The sequence below is a fragment of the Pseudomonas extremorientalis genome, assembly GCF_024584605.1.
In the GTDB taxonomy this organism is placed as follows: Bacteria; Pseudomonadota; Gammaproteobacteria; order Pseudomonadales; family Pseudomonadaceae; genus Aquipseudomonas; species Aquipseudomonas extremorientalis.
Genome location: NZ_CP089519.1, coordinates 6,349,623 through 6,369,665, shown reverse-complemented (window position 1 = coordinate 6,369,665; position 20,043 = coordinate 6,349,623). Strand labels below are relative to the sequence as shown.

Here is a 20,043-nt window from a genome sequence, read left to right as displayed (position 1 = left end):
AGCCAAAATCAACGTCTTAACAGCAATAAAGGCGACCAATGGTCTGTGCATAAGCTCTGTGGATAAGCGGCCCTGAGATCGTTGCACAAGTGGGGGCGAAAGTCTGTGGGTAACCAGCCTGTGGATAACAGCCCATTCCACACACAGCTTATCCGACAGCGCAGCACAGGCAGAGCACCGTTTCTCCCCCGTGTTGTCATTCTCTGTACATCACGTGGAATATGGCCTAAAGGCAGTTATCCACAGCTGAATGCGTGTCTAGCTTTTATAAGCTTTACAGAAAAGCTTTAAATAACTTCCTTCTTTATTTTTATATCTATCCCATGAGCACTGGAAGCCAAGCGAACAGAAAAGAGCCAATGGCCTGTGGAGATCTAATTAAAGGAAAAGCTGGTTGGAAATTGACCTAGAGGCTTGCTTTCACTAGAATCGCCGGTCTCTTAAAACGGGGGCCATTCCGGCCCGTTGTGGACGAACCAGGTAACAACGCCATGAAACGTACTTTCCAACCAAGCACCATCAAACGCGCCCGCACCCACGGCTTCCGTGCTCGCATGGCTACCAAGAACGGCCGTGCTGTCCTGTCGCGTCGTCGCGCCAAAGGTCGTGCGCGTCTGGCAGTTTGATAATCCGGTACTGGTGGTGAGTCAGGACTTCAGTCGGGAAAAGCGTCTGCTAACCCCCCGGCATTTCAAGGCAGTCTTTGACTCCCCCACCGGCAAGGTTCCGGGGAAAAATCTCCTGCTCCTTGCGCGTAACAACGATCTGGATCACCCCCGACTCGGGTTGGTGATCGGCAAGAAGAGCGTAAAGCTCTCCGTTGAGCGCAATCGCCTCAAGCGTCTGATGCGCGAATCGTTTCGCCTCCACCAGGACACTCTGGTTGGTTGGGATATTGTTATCGTCGCGCGCAAAGGCTTGGGGGATGTAGAAAACCCCGAATTGATTCAGCATTTCGGCAAGCTCTGGAAACGTTTGGCGCGTACCCACAAGCCAGCACCAGCAGTCAGCACCGAAACTGTAGGGGTAGACAGCCTTGATGCGTAAACTGGCCCTCGTTCCGATCCAGTTTTATCGCTATGCCATTAGTCCTCTGATGGCCAACCACTGTCGTTTCTACCCCAGTTGTTCCTGCTACGCGTTAGAGGCCATAGAAAACCATGGTCTTCTGCGCGGTGGCTGGCTGACCTTTCGTCGTTTAGGTCGCTGTCATCCGTGGAATCCCGGTGGTTATGACCCGGTTCCACCTATCCCTACCTCCCGTTCTTCTTCGATGGCCGAGTAATCATGGATATTAAACGCACGATCCTGATCGTCGCCCTGGCAATCGTGTCCTACGTCATGGTTCTTCAGTGGAACCAGGACTATGGCCAGGCTGCCCTGCCGACTCAGAATGTTGCTACCAACCAGGCTGCGCCGGCTATTCCGGACACCCCGCTGGGTAACAATGCGTCCGCGAGTGCCGATGTTCCCAGCGCGAATGGCGAGACAAGCGCCCCTTTAGAAACGCCAGTGGTCACCAACAAAGATCTCATCCACGTCAAAACGGATGTGCTCGACCTGGCTATCGACCCACAAGGTGGTGATATCGCGCAGTTGAAACTGCCGCTGTATCCACGTCGTCAAGACCATCCGGATGTTCCGTTCCAACTGTTCGATAACGGTGGTGAGCGTACTTATCTGGCGCAAAGCGGCCTGACCGGCACCAATGGTCCGGATGCACGTGCTACCGGTCGTCCGATTTACTCGACCGAGCAGAAGACTTATCAACTGGCTGATGGCCAGAACCAGTTGAACGTCGACCTGAAATTCAGCCTCGACGGCGTCAACTACATCAAGCGCTTCAGCTTCACCCGTGGTTTGTACGACTTGAAGGTCACTTACCTGATCGACAACGAAAGCGACAAACCATGGAGCGGCAACCTGTTTGCCCAGCTCAAGCGTGACGCCAGCTCCGATCCTTCTTCCAGCACTGCCACCGGCACCGCGACTTACCTGGGTGCCGCCCTGTGGACAAGTAGCGAACCGTACAAAAAAGTGTCGATGAAAGATATCGACAAGGGCTCGCTGAAAGAAACCGTGCAAGGCGGCTGGGTTGCCTGGCTGCAGCACTACTTCGTGACCGCCTGGATCCCGAACAAGGGTGAGGCCAACCTGGTTCAAACCCGCAAGGACAGCCAGGGTAACTACATCATTGGCTTCACTGGCCCGGCGTTGACCGTCGCACCCGGCGCCAAGGCTGAAACCAGCGCTATCCTGTACGCCGGCCCGAAAAGCCAGGCTGTGCTGAAAGAGTTGTCCCCAGGTCTTGAGCTGACTGTGGATTACGGCTTCCTGTGGTTCATCGCCCAGCCGATTTTCTGGTTGCTGCAACATATCCACAGCATTGTGGGTAACTGGGGCTTCTCGATCATCTTCCTGACCATGCTGATCAAGGGGATTTTCTTCCCGCTGTCGGCAGCCAGCTACAAGTCGATGGCGCGCATGCGTGCGGTGGCTCCGAAACTGGCGGCGCTGAAAGAACAACATGGCGATGACCGGCAGAAAATGTCGCAGGCCATGATGGAGCTGTACAAGAAAGAGAAGATCAACCCGCTGGGTGGATGCTTGCCGATTCTGGTGCAGATGCCGGTGTTCCTGTCGCTGTACTGGGTGCTCCTGGAAAGCGTGGAGATGCGTCAGGCGCCGTTCATCCTGTGGATAACCGACCTGTCGATCAAAGACCCGTTCTTTATCCTGCCGATCATCATGGGCGCGACCATGTTCATCCAGCAGCGCCTGAACCCGACTCCGCCGGATCCGATGCAGGCCAAGGTGATGAAAATGATGCCAATCATCTTCACCTTCTTCTTCCTGTGGTTCCCAGCTGGTCTGGTGCTGTACTGGGTGGTCAACAACGTGTTGTCTATCTCCCAACAGTGGTACATCACACGCAAGATCGAAGCGGCTACCGCAAAAGCCTCTGCGTAACTTACTCTGTGGATAACCACTCAAGACGCCCCCTAGTGGGGCGTTTTGCTTTCTGTCACTTTTGGTCTGGAACCTGTTGATGAGCGCTCCTCGTGAAACCATCGCTGCTGTCGCTACCGCTCAAGGTCGCGGCGGTGTCGGCATCGTTAGAATTTCGGGGCCGCTTGCGAGTGTGGCAGCCAAGGCCATGAGTGGCCGTGAGTTGAAGGCGCGTTATGCACATTACGGCCCGTTCCTGGATGCTGACGGCAACGTGCTGGACGAGGGGTTGGCGCTTTATTTCCCTGGGCCGAATTCATTCACCGGGGAAGACGTCCTGGAGTTGCAGGGACACGGCGGTCCGGTTGTGTTGGATATGTTGCTGCAACGCTGCCTGCAATTGGGCTGCCGCCTGGCACGTCCAGGGGAATTCAGCGAGCGGGCATTTTTGAATGACAAGCTGGATCTGGCCCAGGCCGAAGCAATTGCCGACCTGATTGAAGCCAGTTCTGCACAAGCGGCACGTAATGCATTGCGCTCCCTGCAGGGGGCGTTCTCCCTGCGTGTGCATAACTTGACCGAGCAGTTGATCAGCCTGCGTATCTACGTCGAGGCGGCGATTGATTTTCCAGAAGAAGAAATCGACTTTCTCGCCGATGGCCACGTACTGGCGATGCTGGATAAAGTTCGTGATGAGTTATCCACAGTGCTGCGTGAAGCCGGGCAGGGGGCCTTGCTGCGAGACGGCATGACCGTTGTGATCGCGGGGCGGCCCAATGCGGGAAAATCCAGCTTGCTCAATGCCCTGGCGGGGCGGGAAGCCGCCATCGTCACTGAGATTGCCGGCACCACACGGGACATCCTGCGCGAACATATCCACATCGACGGCATGCCGTTGCACGTTGTAGACACCGCCGGTTTGCGCGACACCGATGACCAGGTGGAAAAGATCGGTGTGGAACGCGCGCTCAAAGCCATCGGCGAAGCGGATCGGGTGCTGTTGGTGGTGGACGCAACGGCGCCCGAGGCTGTGGATCCTTTCGCCCTGTGGCCGGAATTCCTCGAGCACCGGCCGGACCCGGCCAAGGTCACCTTGATTCGCAACAAGGCTGACTTGACGGGAGAGGCCATTGCGCTGGAAACCAGCGCGGATGGCCACGTCACGATCAGCCTGAGCGCGAAGTCGGCCGGTGAAGGCCTGGAACTGCTGCGCGAGCACCTCAAAGCCTGTATGGGCTACGAGCAGACCTCGGAAAGCAGCTTCAGTGCGCGCCGTCGGCATCTGGAGGCGTTGCGCCATGCGAGCGCAGCGTTGGAGCACGGTCGGGCGCAGTTGACCCTGGCGGGCGCCGGGGAGCTGCTGGCGGAAGATCTGCGTCAGGCGCAGCAGCTGTTAGGCGAAATCACCGGCGCGTTCAGCTCCGATGATTTGTTGGGGCGGATCTTTTCCAGCTTCTGCATCGGTAAATAACCGAGTTATCCACAGCGCCCTACCAATTGTAAGACACCGTACCGAGCAGGGTACGGCTGTCACCCCAATAGCAGCGGCCCGCATCGTTGCAACCAGATACATATTCCTTGTCGAACAGGTTCTTGGCGTTCACATCTACAGACCAGTGTTTGTCGATCTGATAGCCAACGGCTGCGTCCACCAAGGTGACGCTTCCTGCATCCAACTTTCCATACAGCGTGGGTGCGGTGTAGGAAAAGGTACTGTCGAAATAACGCACGCCACCGCCCAGGGACAAGCCCTTGAGTTGGCCATCGAAGAAGCGGTACTTGCCCCACACTGAGGCCTGGTTACGCGGAACCCCGGTCATCTGGTGGCCCTCGACCAACGACGTCGCCGAATCCTTGGTAATTCTCGCGTCAGTGTAGGTATAGGCTGCGGTGACATTCAGGTTAGGCGTGAGATTGCTGTTGACCTCTACCTCAGCGCCCTTGGCCCGGCTTTCGCCTACCTGGCGATAGCTATTGGTGGTGGCGTCAAGGTAAGTGTCGTCTTCCTTGCGCAAGTCATACACCGACACCGTCATTGCCGTATCCCAGCCGATCGGCTCGTACTTCACGCCCACTTCGTACTGGCTGCTGGTGATCGGTTTCAAGGGCGAGCCGGCGTTGGAGATCTGCTGCACGGGGACAAAGGCAGTGGAGTAGCTGACATACGGCGTCAGGCCGTTGTCGAACTGGTACATCACCCCGCCCTGATAGGTGAACTTGCGGTCTTCGGACCCGGTATTGCCAGCCTTGTTCACCTTGTCACGGAAATCGCTGTCGACCCAGTCCTGACGGCCGCCGAGCAGGAACAGCCAGTGATCGTATTTGCTCTGGATCTGTGCATAAACGCCTTTCATCTGCTGCTCGAGCAGGGTGTTTTGCACCGCCACCGGCGTCAACGGGTCACGCAGGTACACCGGGTTATACACATTGATGGTGCCGGCAAACCCCGCGTCCCAATCCTGATTGAACGAGGTGCGGTCATAACTGGCGCCAAACAGCACCGTGTTTTCCAGGCCACCGACCTGGAATTTGCCTTCCAGCTGGTTATCCAGCGAATAGACCATCGACTTGTTGTAGCGGTCATAGGCGGTCATGTTCAGTTGAGTGCCAAAGCCGCGGTTATTCAGGGCACTGGGCCAGGTTTCATGGCGGTTGATGCGAGACTGCATGTAGCGCGAGTTCTGACGGAACTGCCAGTCATCGTTGAAGCTGTGGCTGAACTCGTAACCGGTACTCCAGGTTTCGCGTTCGAACGTATTCCAATCCGGGTCGCCGAGCATGGTGTGCTTGGAGAGCTTGCCATTGGGGTTTGCAAGCAAGGTGCCAGCAGCCGGTAGGCCGAGTTCCAAATTAGTGTGGTCTTTCTGGTAATTGGCCAACAGGGTGAGGGTGTTGTAGTCGTCGAAATTCAGGGTCAGTGATGGCGCGATGTACAGGCGATCGTCTGGCACATGGTCGGTCTGCGTATCGGATTTGCGACCGAGCATCACAACCCGGCCGAGGATATTGCCGCTGTCATTGAGCGGCCCAGAGATATCCACACCCAACTGACGCCGATTATTGGAGCCATAACCCAGCTGCACTTCACCTTGTGGCGTAGCAGTAGGGTGTTTGCTTACCAGATTCACCAGACCGCCAGGCGCATTTTCACCGTAGAGCAGGGAAGAGGGGCCGCGGAAGATTTCGACCCGCTCCAGGCCATAGGGCTCACTGGTAGTGTCGTACCGATTACCTTGTACGCGCAGGCCATCTCGCAGCAGGCCGTAGCCGTAATCCGTGGCATTGAAACCGCGAATGAAGAACAGATCGCCCGCCAGCCCATCACCTGCGGCAAAGGGCGGCGCAAAGATACCGGGCACGTAACCCAACACTTCGGTCAGGGTTTGCGACTTCTGGTCCTTGATACGCTGGCCGGTGACGACCGATACCGAACGTGGTGTTTCCGACAGCGGCGTACTGGTCTTTGTACCGACCCTGCTGTTCTGCGCCTTGTAGCCCACATCCCCAGCAATCTCCTGATTGAAACCGCCCTGTTGATAAGTGCTGACTGTGGTGGGCGCGAGGGTGAGTTCGCCGGTGGAAGCGGCCTGCAGGACATAACTGCCAGGCGCCTGGACTACCGCCTGTAAACCGGAGTTTTGCAGCAGCAGCGCAAAACCTTGGTCCACGGAGTAGTCACCTTCCAAGCCTGCTGTGTTTAAACGTGTGGTTTGTTGAGGTGAAAAAGACAGAATCACATTCGCCTTGGCGGCAAATTGGCTCAAGGCGTTATCCAGGGGGCCGGCCGCAATAACGTAGTGTTGCACCGCGCTGGCGGCCAGGGCGCCCGTGGATAACAACACACCGACAGTGGTGGCCGTGCCTAGCAGCAGGCTGCATGTCATACCGTGGTAGGAAAGTCGCTGGCGGAGCTTGGTGGGAACGCGCATAGGTGAGTAAGCCCTGAAGGTGGCATCGTGATTACCTGTAGGGCCGTGTCAGGTAAAAAAAAGATAACCCCGCGTGCAGATATTTTTTCGATCAACCGATTCGCTTCACCGAAACCCAATAGCGAGTGAAGTATTTCACCTGAATCGGCAGGGTGGCCTGCAAATTGGCCAGCACTGCGTCGGTGGAATCCAGGCGAAAGGTCCCGGAAACACGCAGATGTGCCGAGGCCAGGTCGCATTGCAGGACACCTGGACGATAGCGGGCGAGCTCTTCGATAACATCACCGAGGCGTGCATCCAATACGATCAGTTGGCCATCGACCCAGGCGGCCTGGGATGTGCGGTAAACGGTGTTTGGCTGCACTTTTTGGCGATCGAAGTCTGCGCTTTCGCCGGCACTGAGCAGCCGGGCCTGGAGGGGCTGGTCACCAGGCGACACATTCACCCGATCCTCCAGAACGCCGACGCGGGTTGAGTCCTGCAGCTGGCGTACGGTAAACCGAGTACCCAATGCCTGGACGCGGCCTTGGCGGGTTTCGACATAAAAGGGCGTCTGCACACCCAGCTTGCCGGTGTGAATAAGTACTTCACCTTCGCGCAAGCGGATCAAACGCTGGCGCTCATCAAATAGCACATCAATCGCCGTGCCGGTATTCAGGTCAATCCGCGTGCCGTCGGCCAATTCGATACGCCGGCGTTCACCTACGACCGTGCGGTAATCGGCCCACAGATTACCCAGGGGCGTGTGTTGCTGAACATTCCAACCCAGGTACCCGGTGCCGCCCAGCACCAACATCCACTTGAGTACCTGGCGACGTTGCTGTGTGGCCGACAATGCGCGGCGGGTGAAATCCGGAGGCAGGGCGCCGAGACTGCGCTGCAACTGTTCCATCTGATTCCATGCGGCCTGATGGGAGGGATCGCCGTTGAGCCATTGTTGCCAGGCTTGGCGCTCATCGGCGGTAGGCGTCTGGGATTGAAACTGTACGTACCAACTGGCAGCAGCCTCAAAGGTTTTGCGATCGGGCGCCGCCATTACAGGCTGGCCATGATCAGTGAGCATTCAGTCAATACACGGATCATGTGCTTCTTCACCGTGGTCAGTGAAACCTGAAGCTGATCGGCAATCTGTTGATAAGTCAGCCCCTCGACCTGGGACAGCATGAATATCCGCCGCGCTCGCTCGCCGAGTGCAGACAAGGCTTTATCCACAGCCACCAACGTCTCGATGATGATGGCTTTGTCTTCTTCACTGATGGTTATGGCTTCAGACCGTTCGGCCAGGGTCTGTTTGTAGGCCTGTTCGATGGCGTTTCGACGGTAACGATCAATCACCAGGCCTCTGGCGATGGTCGCCAGGTAGTCACGTGGTTCAACGATCTGTGCCGCATGCCGCCCGCCCAGAATGCGCAAGAACGTATCGTGCGCCACATCGGCCGCATCACAGGCGTTATGTAGCTTCCCTTTGAGCCACCCGCGCAGCCAGGAGTGGTGCTGCTCATAAATGTACTGGACCGCAGCCGTGTGTGAAGAAGAGGACATAGGGCATGACAAGGTAGGTTAATGATAATCGCTATTATTAACTGCCCCGCCGTTTTCTCACAACAGATCTCTTTTTTCTGTGCTCACCATCGAGTGAAAGGTTTCGGTTGGCGTTGTGGCGGACTGAAGACAGACAGATTTGCCGATTTCTGTGGATTAAGCTCTGTGAATAACCGTCCCTGTGCCCAGTTGATAACAGGCCCTGAAACCTGAGTAAAAATGCCTCTGTGGATAACCACCTGTTTAATCCACAGGCTTAAAGGACTTATCCAAGGGCCTCGTTGGCACATGACCACAGACTTTTGACTCTCTGTACACGCCGTAAATAAAGGCATGTGTAGATCTATCCACAGAAAGTGTGCTCAGTAGAAATAAACATAAAAACAAAGATTTAATAAATTTCTCTCTTTTAATTTCTATTGTCTGTGATTCATCCACAGCTGGTTAAATTTTGTGCAAAGGGTTCTTTAGGAAGGGCTAAGTCCCTATACTTGCCGCCAAAGCTCTAAAACTCTTTCAACAATCAATTCCTGATTACCTACATAAGCAGGCACGAGGTGCGTGGTGGATTTCCCTTCCCGTTTTGAAGTGATCGTCATCGGCGGCGGTCATGCCGGTACCGAGGCAGCACTGGCGTCAGCACGAATGGGCGTAAAAACCCTGTTGTTGACGCATAACGTGGAAACCCTCGGCGCCATGAGTTGCAACCCCGCCATCGGTGGGATCGGTAAAAGCCATCTGGTCAAGGAAATCGACGCCCTTGGCGGCGTGATGGCCATGGCTACCGATAAAGGTGGCATCCAATTTCGCGTGCTCAACAGCCGCAAAGGCCCGGCCGTAAGGGCTACCCGGGCTCAGGCCGACCGCATCCTGTACAAGGCTGCAGTCCGCGAAACCCTGGAAAACCAACCGAACCTGTGGATATTTCAACAAGCAGCAGATGACCTGATCGTCGAACAGGACCAGGTGCGCGGAGTTGTCACCCAAATGGGTCTGCGTTTCTTCGCAGAATCCGTGGTGTTGACCACCGGTACATTCCTCGGCGGACTTATCCACATTGGCATGCAGAACTATTCCGGTGGCCGTGCCGGTGATCCGCCGTCCATTGCCCTGGCAAAGCGTCTGCGTGAACTGCCGCTGCGTGTCGGTCGGCTGAAAACCGGGACCCCGCCGCGTATTGACGGGCGTTCCGTAGATTTCTCGGTGATGACCGAGCAAGCAGGCGATACACCGATCCCGGTCATGTCGTTCATGGGCTCCAAGGAACAGCATCCGAAACAGGTGAGCTGCTGGATCACCCACACCAATGCGCGCACCCACGAAATCATTGCCGCGAACCTCGACCGTTCGCCGATGTACTCCGGGGTGATCGAAGGCATCGGCCCGCGTTATTGCCCGTCGATCGAAGACAAGATCCACCGCTTTGCCGACAAGGAAAGCCACCAGGTTTTTATCGAGCCCGAAGGCTTGACCACTCATGAGCTGTACCCGAACGGTATCTCCACTTCCCTGCCGTTTGACGTGCAAATCCAGATCGTGCAATCGATTCGCGGCATGGAAAACGCGCACATCGTGCGTCCGGGCTACGCCATCGAGTACGACTACTTCGACCCGCGTGACCTCAAGTACAGCCTGGAAACCAAAGTGATCGGCGGTTTGTTCTTTGCCGGGCAAATCAACGGCACCACCGGTTACGAAGAAGCAGGTGCCCAAGGTTTGCTGGCCGGAACCAATGCTGCACTGCGCGCGCAGGGCAAAGACAGCTGGTGCCCGCGTCGCGATGAGGCGTACATCGGTGTGTTGGTCGACGACCTGATTACCCTGGGTACCCAGGAACCGTACCGGATGTTCACATCCCGGGCGGAATACCGCTTGATCCTGCGCGAAGACAACGCCGACCTGCGTCTGACCGAAAAAGGTCGCGAACTGGGCCTGGTCGACGACGCACGGTGGGCTGCCTTCTGCAAAAAACGCGAAAGCATCGCGTTGGAAGAACAGCGGCTGAAAAGCACTTGGGTCCGCCCGGGCACCGAACAGGGCGATGCGATTGCCGAAAAATTCGGCACGCCGTTGACCCACGAATACAACTTGCTCAACCTGCTGTCGCGTCCGGAAATCGACTACGCTGGTCTGGTCGAAGTGACCGGGCAGGGTGCAGAAGACCCGCAGGTTGCCGAGCAGGTCGAAATCAAGACCAAATACGCCGGTTACATTGACCGCCAGCAGGATGAAATCGCCCGCCTGCGCGCCAGTGAAGACACCAAGCTGCCTGTGGATATCGACTACACCGGGATTTCCGGGCTGTCGAAAGAAATCCAAAGCAAGCTGGGGATAACTCGGCCAGAGACCCTGGGCCAGGCTTCACGTATCCCCGGTGTCACCCCGGCAGCGATTTCGCTGCTGATGATTCATTTGAAAAAACGCGGCGCGGGCCGTCAGTTGGAGCAAAGCGCTTGAGTTCGTTGGTCACCTCGCAACACGCCGAAGAGTTATCCACAGGTGCGCGCCAGTTGGGCGTCGACCTGACCCCGGCCCAGCACGAATTGCTGTTGGGCTACCTGGCCCTGTTGATCAAATGGAACAAGGCTTACAACCTGACCGCGGTGCGTGATCCCAACGAAATGGTGTCCCGTCACTTGCTCGACAGCTTGAGCGTGATGCCATTCATCGAAAACGGTCGCTGGCTCGACGTCGGCAGTGGGGGCGGCATGCCAGGCATCCCACTGGCCATTCTGTTTCCCGAGTCGCAAGTGACCTGCCTGGACAGCAACGGCAAGAAGACCCGCTTCCTGACCCAGGTCAAACTCGAACTCAAGCTGGATAACCTGCAAGTTATCCACAGTCGCGTCGAAGCCTTCACGCCTGAACAGCCATTCAACGGAATCGTTTCCCGGGCGTTCAGCAGCATGGAGAACTTCAGCAACTGGACCCGCCATCTGGGCGACCGCGACACCCGCTGGCTGGCAATGAAGGGCGTCCATCCAAGCGATGAGCTGTTAGCATTGCCGGCAGACTTCCACCTCGATAGCGAACACGCCTTGGCCGTACCCGGTTGCCAAGGCCAACGCCATCTGCTGATACTGCGCCGCACGGCATGATTGGGAACACAAGCAAGAATGGCTAAGGTATTCGCGATAGCGAACCAGAAAGGTGGCGTGGGCAAAACCACCACCTGCATCAACCTCGCAGCATCCCTGGTCGCAACCAAGCGCCGGGTGCTGTTGATCGATCTCGATCCACAGGGCAACGCCACCATGGGGAGCGGTGTGGATAAACACGGCCTGGAAAACTCGGTCTACGACTTGCTGATTGGCGAGTGCGACCTGGCCCAGGCCATGCACTACTCCGAACATGGTGGTTATCAACTGCTGCCGGCCAATCGCGATTTGACTGCGGCGGAAGTGGTGCTGCTGGAAATGCAGATGAAAGAAAGCCGCCTGCGCAGCGCCCTGGCGCCAATCCGCGAGAATTACGACTACATCCTGATCGACTGCCCGCCGTCGCTGTCGATGCTGACACTGAACGCGCTGGTGGCCGCCGATGGGGTGATTATCCCCATGCAGTGCGAGTACTACGCGTTGGAAGGGTTGAGCGACCTTGTGGATAACATCAAGCGCATTGCCGAATTGCTCAACCCGAACCTGCAGATCGAAGGCTTGCTGCGGACCATGTTCGATCCGCGCCTGAGCCTGATGAACGATGTATCGGCGCAGCTCAAGGAACACTTCGGTGACCAGCTGTACGACACGGTGATCCCGCGCAACATCCGTTTGGCCGAAGCCCCGAGCTACGGCATGCCGGCTTTGGCCTATGACAAACAATCCCGTGGTGCCATTGCCTACCTGGCGCTGGCCGGCGAGATGGTTCGCCGTCAGCGCCGCAATTCACGCACCGCTGCAGCCCAGCCAACTTAAGGAATCCCCATGGCCGTCAAGAAACGAGGTCTCGGACGTGGACTGGATGCACTGTTGAGTGGTCCGACCGTCACATCGCTTGAAGAACAGGCGGTGCAGGCCGACGAGCGCGAGCTGCAACACCTGCCGCTGGATCTGATCCAGCGCGGCAAATACCAGCCACGCCGGGACATGGACCCCCAGGCGCTGGAAGAACTGGCCAATTCGATCAAGGCCCAGGGTGTGATGCAACCGATCGTGGTGCGTCCGATTGGCGGCGGCCGTTTTGAAATCATCGCTGGTGAACGCCGCTGGCGCGCGAGCCAGCAGGCCGGCAAGGAAACCATCCCGGCGATGGTGCGCGATGTACCGGATGAAACCGCCATCGCCATGGCGTTGATCGAGAATATCCAGCGCGAAGACCTCAACCCGATCGAAGAAGCCATTGCCCTGCAGCGCTTGCAGCAGGAATTCCAGTTGACCCAGCAACAAGTGGCCGAGGCGGTGGGTAAATCCCGTGTGACCGTGTCCAACTTGCTGCGTCTGATCGCGTTGCCGGAAGTCATCAAGACCATGTTGTCCCACGGCGACCTGGAAATGGGTCACGCCCGTGCATTGCTCGGTTTGCCGGAAAATCAACAGGTTGAAGGGGCGCGACACGTTGTCGCACGGGGGCTCACCGTTCGTCAGACCGAGGCCCTGGTTCGCCAATGGCTCAGCGGCAAACCTGCACCGGTCGAAACGGCCAAACCTGATCCGGATATCGCCCGCCTCGAGCAGCGCCTGGCCGAGCGCCTGGGCTCTGCGGTGCAAATTCGCCACGGGAAGAAAGGCAAAGGCCAATTGGTTATCGGATATAACTCCCTCGATGAGCTTCAGGGCGTCCTTGCCCACATCCGCTGAAACATTTGCTTATGTAGCGCGTGATCGGAAATCACTACCCGGCAGTTGAATAGGGGCAGAACCGCCCCTATACTCTGCGCGCATTTTGTCGGCACAAATTATGCCAAGTTATTGATTTCCGGCAGCCGACCATTGAGGAGCAAGAGTGATGGAAACCCGCACGCCAAACACGTTGCCGTTCCATCGCTTGGCCGTTTTTCCGGTTTTATTGGCTCAATTTGTCATCTTGCTGATCGCCGCATTGGCGCTTTGGTACTGGCATGGAGTCGTAGCCGGATATTCAGGACTCTGCGGAGGCCTGATAGCCTTGCTGCCCAATATGTATTTCGCTCACAGGGCCTTTCGGTTTTCCGGCGCCCGAGCAGCCCAGGCTATCGTCCGGTCATTTTATGCCGGCGAGGCAGGGAAACTGATTTTGACGGCAGTGCTGTTTGCACTGACCTTTGCAGGTGTGAAGCCATTGGCGCCGCTGGCTGTATTCGGCGTCTTCGTGTTGACCCAACTGGTCAGCTGGTTCGCTCCCCTGCTAATGAAAACAAGACTTTCGAAACCTTAGGGCGTTTGAGGCAACCATGGCAGAAACAACCGCTTCGGGCTATATCCAGCACCACTTGCAGAACCTGACCTTCGGTCAGCTTCCTAATGGCGGCTGGGGCTTTGCCCACTCCGCAGCAGAGGCCAAAGAAATGGGCTTCTGGGCTTTCCACCTGGATACTCTGGGCTGGTCGGTCGCATTGGGTCTGATCTTCGTCCTGATTTTCCGCATGGCGGCAAAGAAGGCGACTTCCGGTCAGCCAGGTGCTTTGCAGAACTTCGTTGAAGTACTGGTCGAATTCGTCGATGGCAGCGTGAAAGACAGCTTCCATGGTCGCAGCCCGGTGATCGCACCGCTGGCACTGACTATCTTCGTCTGGGTGTTCCTGATGAACGCCGTCGACCTGATCCCGGTCGACTGGATTCCTCAGCTGGCCATCCTGATCTCCGGCGATCACCACATTCCATTCCGTGCGGTTTCCACCACGGACCCTAACGCCACCCTGGGCATGGCCCTGTCGGTGTTCGCGTTGATCATTTTCTACAGCATCAAGGTCAAGGGCATCGGCGGTTTCATCGGCGAACTGACCCTGCACCCGTTCGGCAGCAAGAACATCTTCGTTCAAGCCCTGCTGATCCCGGTGAACTTCCTGCTGGAGTTCGTGACCCTGGTCGCCAAGCCTATCTCCCTGGCCCTGCGACTGTTCGGCAACATGTATGCCGGCGAGCTGGTGTTCATTCTGATCGCTGTGATGTTCGGCAGTGGTCTGCTCTGGCTTAGCGGCCTGGGCGTGGTTCTGCAGTGGGCGTGGGCTGTGTTCCACATCCTGATCATCACCCTGCAGGCCTTCATCTTCATGATGCTGACCATCGTCTACCTGTCGATGGCGCACGAAGAGAACCATTAAGACCAGTCTCGACTAGTCTGATGTCCTTCCCGGTGAAACGGGAAGGTAGGCCCTACCGGGCTATGAAACGATTTGTTTTACCGCTTTAAAATCTAAAAAACCTAAACCATACGACGTAAAAGTCGGGAGGAAAGATGGAAACTGTAGTTGGTCTAACCGCTATCGCTGTTGCACTGTTGATCGGCCTGGGCGCCCTGGGTACTGCCATTGGTTTCGGCCTGCTGGGCGGCAAATTCCTGGAAGGCGCAGCGCGTCAGCCAGAAATGGTCCCAATGCTGCAAGTTAAAATGTTCATCGTCGCCGGCCTGCTCGACGCCGTGACCATGATCGGCGTTGGTATCGCTCTGTTCTTCACCTTCGCGAACCCCTTCGTTGGTCAACTCGCTGGCTAATCACTCGAATTTTTCGAGTTGATTGGAGTGATGGACAACGAATGAGCGAGGTGTTGGCGTGAACATTAATGCAACCCTGATTGGCCAATCCGTTGCGTTCTTCATTTTTGTAGTGTTTTGCATGAAGTTCGTGTGGCCTCCGGTCATCGCGGCTTTGCACGAACGTCAGAAGAAGATCGCTGATGGCTTGGACGCTGCCAACCGTGCAGCTCGCGACCTGGAGTTGGCCCAAGAGAAAGCGGGTCATCAACTGCGCGATGCTAAGGCACAGGCAGCTGAAATCATTGAGCAAGCCAAGAAACGCGGTAACCAGATCGTCGAAGAGGCTGTTGAAAAAGCCCGCGTCGAAGCTGACCGTGTGAAGGCTTCGGCTCATGCCGAGATCGAACAGGAACTGAACGGCGTCAAAGACGCGCTGCGTGCCCAACTGGGTGCTCTGGCGGTCGGCGGTGCTGAGAAGATCCTCGGTGCCACAATCGATCAAAACGCGCACGCGGAGCTGGTTAACAAACTGGCTGCTGAAATTTAAGCGAGGGCGATCATGGCAGAACTGACCACGTTGGCCCGACCTTACGCTAAGGCAGCCTTCGAGCACGCCCAGGCCCACCAGCAGCTGGCCTCTTGGTCAGCCATGCTCGGCCTGGCTGCAGCAGTGTCGCAAGACGACACCATGCAGCGCGTGCTCAAGGCCCCGCGCCTGACGAGCGCAGACAAGGCCGCCACTTTTATTGAAGTGTGCGGCGACAAGTTTGATGTGAAAGTGCAGAACTTCATTCACGTCATTGCCGAAAACGACCGTCTCCCGCTGTTGCCGGAGATCGCCGCTCTGTTCGACCTGTACAAGGCCGAAGCAGAGAAGTCGGTAGACGTTGAAGTGACCAGTGCTTTTGCATTGAACCAAGAACAGCAAGACAAACTCGCCAAGGTTCTCAGTGCACGACTCAATCGGGAAGTGCGCCTGCAAGCTTCGGAGGACGCATCCCTGATTGGTGGTGTTGTTATCCGTGCCGGCGACCTGGTTATCGATGGCTCGATTCGCGGAAAAATCGCGAAACTTGCCGAAGCATTGAAATCTTGAGTTTGAAGGGGCAGCAGAGCAATGCAGCAACTCAATCCTTCCGAAATAAGTGAAATTATCAAGGGCCGCATCGACAAGCTCGATGTGACCTCCCAAGCCCGTAACGAAGGCACTGTCGTCAGCGTATCTGACGGCATCGTGCGGATTCACGGTCTGGCCGACGTCATGTACGGCGAGATGATCGAGTTTCCGGGCGGCGTCTACGGTATGGCCCTCAACCTGGAGCAAGACTCCGTAGGTGCCGTTGTATTGGGCGCTTACACCAGTCTGGCTGAAGGCATGAGCGCCAAGTGCACAGGCCGCATCCTGGAAGTTCCGGTTGGTAAGGAACTGCTGGGTCGCGTAGTCGACGCACTGGGTAACCCTGTTGACGGTAAAGGTCCACTGGGCAACACCGAGACCGACGCGGTCGAGAAAGTTGCTCCAGGCGTGATCTGGCGTAAGTCGGTAGACCAGCCTGTACAGACTGGCTACAAGGCTGTCGATGCCATGATCCCAGTCGGCCGTGGCCAGCGTGAGCTGATCATCGGTGACCGTCAGATCGGTAAGACCGCTCTGGCGATCGACGCGATCATCAACCAGAAGAACAGCGGCATTTTCTGCGTCTACGTAGCTATCGGTCAGAAACAATCGACCATTGCCAACGTGGTTCGCAAGCTGGAAGAAAACGGCGCCCTGGCCAACACGATCATCGTGGCTGCCAGTGCTTCGGAATCTCCTGCGCTGCAATTCCTGGCACCGTACTCCGGTTGCACCATGGGTGAATTCTTCCGCGACCGCGGTGAAGACGCGCTGATCGTTTATGACGATCTGTCCAAGCAAGCAGTGGCTTACCGCCAGATTTCCCTGCTGCTGCGCCGTCCACCAGGCCGTGAAGCCTACCCAGGCGACGTGTTCTATCTCCACTCCCGTCTGCTGGAGCGCGCATCCCGCGTTTCGGAAGAGTACGTAGAGAAGTTCACCAACGGCGCAGTGACCGGCAAAACCGGTTCCCTGACCGCACTGCCGATCATCGAAACCCAGGCTGGCGACGTTTCCGCGTTCGTTCCGACCAACGTGATTTCCATCACCGACGGTCAGATCTTCCTGGAATCGGCCATGTTCAACTCGGGCATCCGCCCTGCAGTGAACGCCGGTGTTTCGGTATCCCGTGTGGGTGGTGCCGCTCAGACCAAGATCATCAAGAAGCTGTCCGGTGGTATCCGTACCGCTCTGGCTCAGTACCGTGAACTGGCGGCATTCGCCCAGTTCGCTTCTGACCTGGACGAAGCGACCCGTAAGCAACTTGAGCATGGTCAGCGCGTTACCGAGCTGATGAAGCAGAAGCAATACGCCCCTATGTCGATCGCTGACATGGCGTTGTCGCTGTATGCCGCTGAGCGTGGGTTCCTGACCGACGTTGAAATCGCCAAGGTCGGCAGCTTTGAACAAGCGCTGATTGCTTACTTCAACCGCGATCACGCCGAATTGATGGCGAAGATCAACGTGAAGGGTGACTTCAATGACGATATCGACGCTGGCATGAAAGCCGGTATCGAGAAGTTCAAGGCCACCCAAACCTGGTAAGCCGCAGCGGGAGCCGCAAGGCTCCCGCTTGCTAACCTGATAGGTGTTACATGGCAGGCGCAAAAGAGATTCGCAGTAAGATTGCGAGCATCAAAAGCACGCAAAAAATTACCAGCGCCATGGAAAAAGTGGCGGTCAGCAAAATGCGCAAGGCACAAATGCGCATGGCTGCTAGCCGTCCTTATGCGGAGCGTATCCGCCAGGTAATTGGGCATCTGGCCAACGCCAACCCGGAATACCGCCACCCGTTCATGATCGACCGCGCAGTCAAGCGTGTGGGTTATGTGGTTGTGAGCAGTGACCGTGGTTTGTGCGGTGGTCTGAATACCAACCTGTTCAAGGCCCTGGTCAAGGACATGGCGGTAAACCGCGAAAACGGCGTCGAGATCGATCTGTGTGTCGTTGGTAGCAAGGGTGCGGCCTTTTTCCGCAACTTCGGCGGTAACGTCGTTGCAGCTATCAGCCACCTGGGTGAAGAGCCGTCGATCAATGATTTGATCGGCAGTGTGAAGGTGATGCTGGATGCGTACCTGGAAGGCCGGATTGACCGCCTGTCCGTGGTATCCAACAAGTTCATCAACACCATGACCCAGCAGCCAACCGTGGAGCAATTGATTCCACTGGTGGCGACTCCGGATCAGGAACTCAAGCACCACTGGGACTACCTCTACGAACCGGACGCCAAAGAGCTGCTTGACGGCTTGATGGTGCGCTACGTGGAGTCGCAGGTGTACCAGGCGGTGGTCGAGAACAACGCAGCTGAACAAGCGGCGCGGATGATCGCGATGAAAAACGCTACCGATAACGCCGGTGATCTGATCAGCGATTTGCAGCTGATCTACAACAAGGCGCGTCAGGCTGCGATCACCCAAGAGATCTCGGAAATCGTCGGCGGCGCTGCCGCGGTTTAACGGTTCAAATATTCAGAGGATCCAGCTATGAGTAGCGGACGTATCGTTCAAATCATCGGCGCCGTTATCGACGTGGAATTTCCACGCGACAGCGTACCGAGCATCTACAACGCGCTGAAAGTACAAGGCGCGGAAACTACTCTGGAAGTTCAGCAGCAGCTGGGCGACGGCGTAGTTCGTACCATTGCGATGGGTTCCACCGAAGGCTTGAAGCGCGGTCTGGACGTTGTCGACACTGGCGCTGCCATCTCCGTACCGGTCGGTAAAGCGACCCTGGGCCGGATCATGGACGTACTGGGCAACCCGATTGACGAAGCTGGCCCGATCGACACCGAAGAGCGCTGGGGCATTCACCGTCCAGCACCTTCGTTCGCCGAACAAGCTGGCGGCAACGACCTGCTGGAAACCGGCATCAAGGTTATCGACCTGGTTTGCCCGTTCGCCAAGGGCGGTAAAGTGGGTCTGTTCGGTGGTGCCGGTGTAGGCAAGACCGTAAACATGATGGAACTGATCCGTAACATCGCCATCGAGCACAGCGGTTATTCCGTGTTCGCCGGTGTGGGTGAGCGTACTCGTGAGGGTAACGACTTCTACCACGAGATGAAGGACTCCAACGTTCTGGACAAAGTGGCACTGGTTTACGGTCAGATGAACGAGCCGCCGGGAAACCGTCTGCGCGTAGCACTGACTGGCCTGACCATGGCCGAGAAGTTCCGTGACGAAGGTAACGACGTTCTGCTGTTCGTCGACAACATCTACCGTTACACCCTGGCCGGTACTGAAGTATCCGCACTGCTGGGCCGTATGCCTTCGGCAGTAGGTTACCAGCCGACCCTGGCTGAAGAGATGGGCGTTCTGCAAGAACGTATCACTTCGACCAAGGAAGGTTCGATCACTTCGATCCAAGCGGTATACGTACCTGCGGATGACTTGACCGACCCGTCGCCAGCGACCACCTTTGCCCACTTGGACGCCACCGTCGTACTGTCCCGTGACATCGCTTCCCTGGGTATCTACCCAGCGGTCGATCCACTCGACTCGACTTCGCGCCAGCTGGACCCGAACGTGATCGGCCAGGAGCATTACGACACCGCTCGCGGCGTTCAGTACGTGCTGCAGCGTTACAAAGAACTGAAGGACATCATTGCGATCCTGGGTATGGACGAGCTGTCGGAAACCGATAAGCAGTTGGTATCCCGCGCTCGTAAGATCCAGCGCTTCTTGTCGCAGCCGTTCTTCGTGGCTGAAGTCTTCACCGGTGCATCGGGTAAATACGTTTCCCTGAAAGACACCATTGCTGGCTTCAAAGGCATCCTCAACGGTGACTACGACCACCTGCCAGAACAAGCGTTCTACATGGTCGGCGGCATCGAAGAAGCGATCGAGAAAGCCAAGAAACTGTAATCCAGGCGCCCGGAAACGGGCGCTCATCAGGTTG

Annotated in this window: 20 protein-coding genes; 17 read left to right on the top strand and 3 right to left on the bottom strand. The window is 56.9% G+C overall.

All coding sequences use genetic code 11. The annotated features are described in order from the left end of the window. Positions 1–491 precede the first annotated feature (491 nt). From rpmH to mnmE, 5 genes are all read left to right on the top strand, one after another. Complete coding sequence (rpmH, locus tag LUU92_RS28985; protein ID WP_003213577.1) at positions 492–626, top strand: 50S ribosomal protein L34; 135 nt, start codon at positions 492–494, stop codon at positions 624–626. Between the two features lie 13 nt (positions 627–639). Further along, the gene (gene rnpA, locus LUU92_RS28980) at positions 640–1,047 is read left to right on the top strand and encodes a ribonuclease P protein component (RefSeq protein WP_020302575.1); all 408 of its coding nucleotides are present in this window, start codon (positions 640–642) and stop codon (positions 1,045–1,047) included. Further along, positions 1,040–1,285, top strand: coding sequence for a membrane protein insertion efficiency factor YidD (gene yidD, locus LUU92_RS28975; RefSeq protein WP_003213574.1), 246 nt, complete (start codon positions 1,040–1,042; stop codon positions 1,283–1,285). The genes rnpA and yidD overlap by 8 nt, the downstream gene beginning before the upstream one ends. A gap of 2 nt (positions 1,286–1,287) precedes the next feature. After that, complete coding sequence (yidC, locus tag LUU92_RS28970; RefSeq protein WP_071490889.1) at positions 1,288–2,970, top strand: membrane protein insertase YidC; 1,683 nt, start codon at positions 1,288–1,290, stop codon at positions 2,968–2,970. Between the two features lie 79 nt (positions 2,971–3,049). Beyond that, positions 3,050–4,420 carry a tRNA uridine-5-carboxymethylaminomethyl(34) synthesis GTPase MnmE gene (mnmE, locus tag LUU92_RS28965; RefSeq protein WP_071490888.1) on the top strand — a complete coding sequence of 457 codons (1,371 nt, stop codon included), beginning with the start codon at positions 3,050–3,052 and terminating at the stop codon, positions 4,418–4,420. 19 nt (positions 4,421–4,439) lie between these two features. Here mnmE and LUU92_RS28960 read toward each other — a convergent pair whose 3' ends face one another. The 3 genes from LUU92_RS28960 to LUU92_RS28950 form a co-directional block, all read right to left on the bottom strand. After that, on the bottom strand, positions 4,440–6,878 hold the full coding sequence (locus LUU92_RS28960; RefSeq protein WP_071490887.1) for a TonB-dependent siderophore receptor: 2,439 nt from the start codon (positions 6,876–6,878) through the stop codon (positions 4,440–4,442). Between the two features lie 91 nt (positions 6,879–6,969). Beyond that, entirely contained in the window at positions 6,970–7,914 is a 945-nt protein-coding gene (locus LUU92_RS28955; protein WP_071490886.1) for a FecR domain-containing protein, read from the bottom strand. Continuing rightward, positions 7,914–8,420, bottom strand: a complete 507-nt coding sequence (locus LUU92_RS28950; protein WP_257102976.1) for a sigma-70 family RNA polymerase sigma factor — start codon at positions 8,418–8,420, stop codon at positions 7,914–7,916. Before LUU92_RS28950 ends, LUU92_RS28955 begins: the two co-directional genes overlap by 1 nt. A gap of 564 nt (positions 8,421–8,984) precedes the next feature. Between LUU92_RS28950 and mnmG the strand changes: the two genes are divergently transcribed. From mnmG to atpD, 12 genes are all read left to right on the top strand, one after another. Further along, positions 8,985–10,877, top strand: a complete 1,893-nt coding sequence (mnmG, locus tag LUU92_RS28945; protein ID WP_025854394.1) for a tRNA uridine-5-carboxymethylaminomethyl(34) synthesis enzyme MnmG — start codon at positions 8,985–8,987, stop codon at positions 10,875–10,877. Continuing rightward, positions 10,874–11,518: a 16S rRNA (guanine(527)-N(7))-methyltransferase RsmG gene (rsmG, locus tag LUU92_RS28940; RefSeq protein ID WP_071490884.1), complete on the top strand. Its 645-nt coding sequence runs from the start codon at positions 10,874–10,876 to the stop codon at positions 11,516–11,518. Before mnmG ends, rsmG begins: the two co-directional genes overlap by 4 nt. 18 nt (positions 11,519–11,536) lie before the next feature. Next, positions 11,537–12,334 (top strand): ParA family protein, encoded by a 798-nt coding sequence (locus tag LUU92_RS28935; protein WP_010207696.1) that lies wholly within the window; start codon positions 11,537–11,539, stop codon positions 12,332–12,334. A 9-nt stretch (positions 12,335–12,343) separates the two neighbouring features. Beyond that, positions 12,344–13,216, top strand: coding sequence for a ParB/RepB/Spo0J family partition protein (locus LUU92_RS28930; RefSeq protein WP_016970690.1), 873 nt, complete (start codon positions 12,344–12,346; stop codon positions 13,214–13,216). A 148-nt stretch (positions 13,217–13,364) separates the two neighbouring features. Further along, a complete protein-coding gene (locus LUU92_RS28925; RefSeq protein WP_010565865.1) occupies positions 13,365–13,772 on the top strand; it encodes a F0F1 ATP synthase subunit I in 408 nt (135 codons plus the stop codon). Between the two features lie 16 nt (positions 13,773–13,788). Then, the gene (atpB, locus tag LUU92_RS28920) at positions 13,789–14,658 is read left to right on the top strand and encodes a F0F1 ATP synthase subunit A (protein ID WP_016970691.1); all 870 of its coding nucleotides are present in this window, start codon (positions 13,789–13,791) and stop codon (positions 14,656–14,658) included. Between the two features lie 134 nt (positions 14,659–14,792). Beyond that, a complete protein-coding gene (gene atpE, locus LUU92_RS28915) occupies positions 14,793–15,050 on the top strand; it encodes a F0F1 ATP synthase subunit C (RefSeq protein ID WP_002555987.1) in 258 nt (85 codons plus the stop codon). A 58-nt stretch (positions 15,051–15,108) separates the two neighbouring features. Beyond that, a complete protein-coding gene (locus LUU92_RS28910) occupies positions 15,109–15,579 on the top strand; it encodes a F0F1 ATP synthase subunit B (RefSeq protein ID WP_071490883.1) in 471 nt (156 codons plus the stop codon). A 12-nt stretch (positions 15,580–15,591) separates the two neighbouring features. Further along, a complete protein-coding gene (locus LUU92_RS28905; protein ID WP_003195833.1) occupies positions 15,592–16,128 on the top strand; it encodes a F0F1 ATP synthase subunit delta in 537 nt (178 codons plus the stop codon). A 21-nt stretch (positions 16,129–16,149) separates the two neighbouring features. Further along, complete coding sequence (gene atpA, locus LUU92_RS28900; protein WP_003177064.1) at positions 16,150–17,694, top strand: F0F1 ATP synthase subunit alpha; 1,545 nt, start codon at positions 16,150–16,152, stop codon at positions 17,692–17,694. A 50-nt stretch (positions 17,695–17,744) separates the two neighbouring features. Further along, a complete protein-coding gene (gene atpG / locus LUU92_RS28895) occupies positions 17,745–18,605 on the top strand; it encodes a F0F1 ATP synthase subunit gamma (protein ID WP_003233565.1) in 861 nt (286 codons plus the stop codon). Between the two features lie 27 nt (positions 18,606–18,632). Then, on the top strand, positions 18,633–20,009 hold the full coding sequence (gene atpD, locus LUU92_RS28890) for a F0F1 ATP synthase subunit beta (protein WP_015886645.1): 1,377 nt from the start codon (positions 18,633–18,635) through the stop codon (positions 20,007–20,009). Positions 20,010–20,043: the final 34 nt, after the last annotated feature.

What these genes read in the sequence shown, in the direction of transcription:
- rpmH (WP_003213577.1), top strand. Translation starts at nt 492, where the DNA reads ATGAAACGTACTTTCCAACCAAGCACCATCAAACGCGCCCGCACCCAC.
- atpD (WP_015886645.1), top strand. Translation starts at nt 18,633, where the DNA reads ATGAGTAGCGGACGTATCGTTCAAATCATCGGCGCCGTTATCGACGTG.
- mnmE (WP_071490888.1), top strand. Translation starts at nt 3,050, where the DNA reads ATGAGCGCTCCTCGTGAAACCATCGCTGCTGTCGCTACCGCTCAAGGT.
- atpB (WP_016970691.1), top strand. Translation starts at nt 13,789, where the DNA reads ATGGCAGAAACAACCGCTTCGGGCTATATCCAGCACCACTTGCAGAAC.
- atpE (WP_002555987.1), top strand. Translation starts at nt 14,793, where the DNA reads ATGGAAACTGTAGTTGGTCTAACCGCTATCGCTGTTGCACTGTTGATC.
- LUU92_RS28935 (WP_010207696.1), top strand. Translation starts at nt 11,537, where the DNA reads ATGGCTAAGGTATTCGCGATAGCGAACCAGAAAGGTGGCGTGGGCAAA.
- LUU92_RS28960 (WP_071490887.1), bottom strand. Translation starts at nt 6,878, where the DNA reads ATGCGCGTTCCCACCAAGCTCCGCCAGCGACTTTCCTACCACGGTATG.
- LUU92_RS28925 (WP_010565865.1), top strand. Translation starts at nt 13,365, where the DNA reads ATGGAAACCCGCACGCCAAACACGTTGCCGTTCCATCGCTTGGCCGTT.
- yidC (WP_071490889.1), top strand. Translation starts at nt 1,288, where the DNA reads ATGGATATTAAACGCACGATCCTGATCGTCGCCCTGGCAATCGTGTCC.
- LUU92_RS28955 (WP_071490886.1), bottom strand. Translation starts at nt 7,914, where the DNA reads ATGGCGGCGCCCGATCGCAAAACCTTTGAGGCTGCTGCCAGTTGGTAC.
- atpG (WP_003233565.1), top strand. Translation starts at nt 17,745, where the DNA reads ATGGCAGGCGCAAAAGAGATTCGCAGTAAGATTGCGAGCATCAAAAGC.
- atpA (WP_003177064.1), top strand. Translation starts at nt 16,150, where the DNA reads ATGCAGCAACTCAATCCTTCCGAAATAAGTGAAATTATCAAGGGCCGC.
- LUU92_RS28950 (WP_257102976.1), bottom strand. Translation starts at nt 8,420, where the DNA reads ATGTCCTCTTCTTCACACACGGCTGCGGTCCAGTACATTTATGAGCAG.
- LUU92_RS28905 (WP_003195833.1), top strand. Translation starts at nt 15,592, where the DNA reads ATGGCAGAACTGACCACGTTGGCCCGACCTTACGCTAAGGCAGCCTTC.
- yidD (WP_003213574.1), top strand. Translation starts at nt 1,040, where the DNA reads ATGCGTAAACTGGCCCTCGTTCCGATCCAGTTTTATCGCTATGCCATT.
- LUU92_RS28930 (WP_016970690.1), top strand. Translation starts at nt 12,344, where the DNA reads ATGGCCGTCAAGAAACGAGGTCTCGGACGTGGACTGGATGCACTGTTG.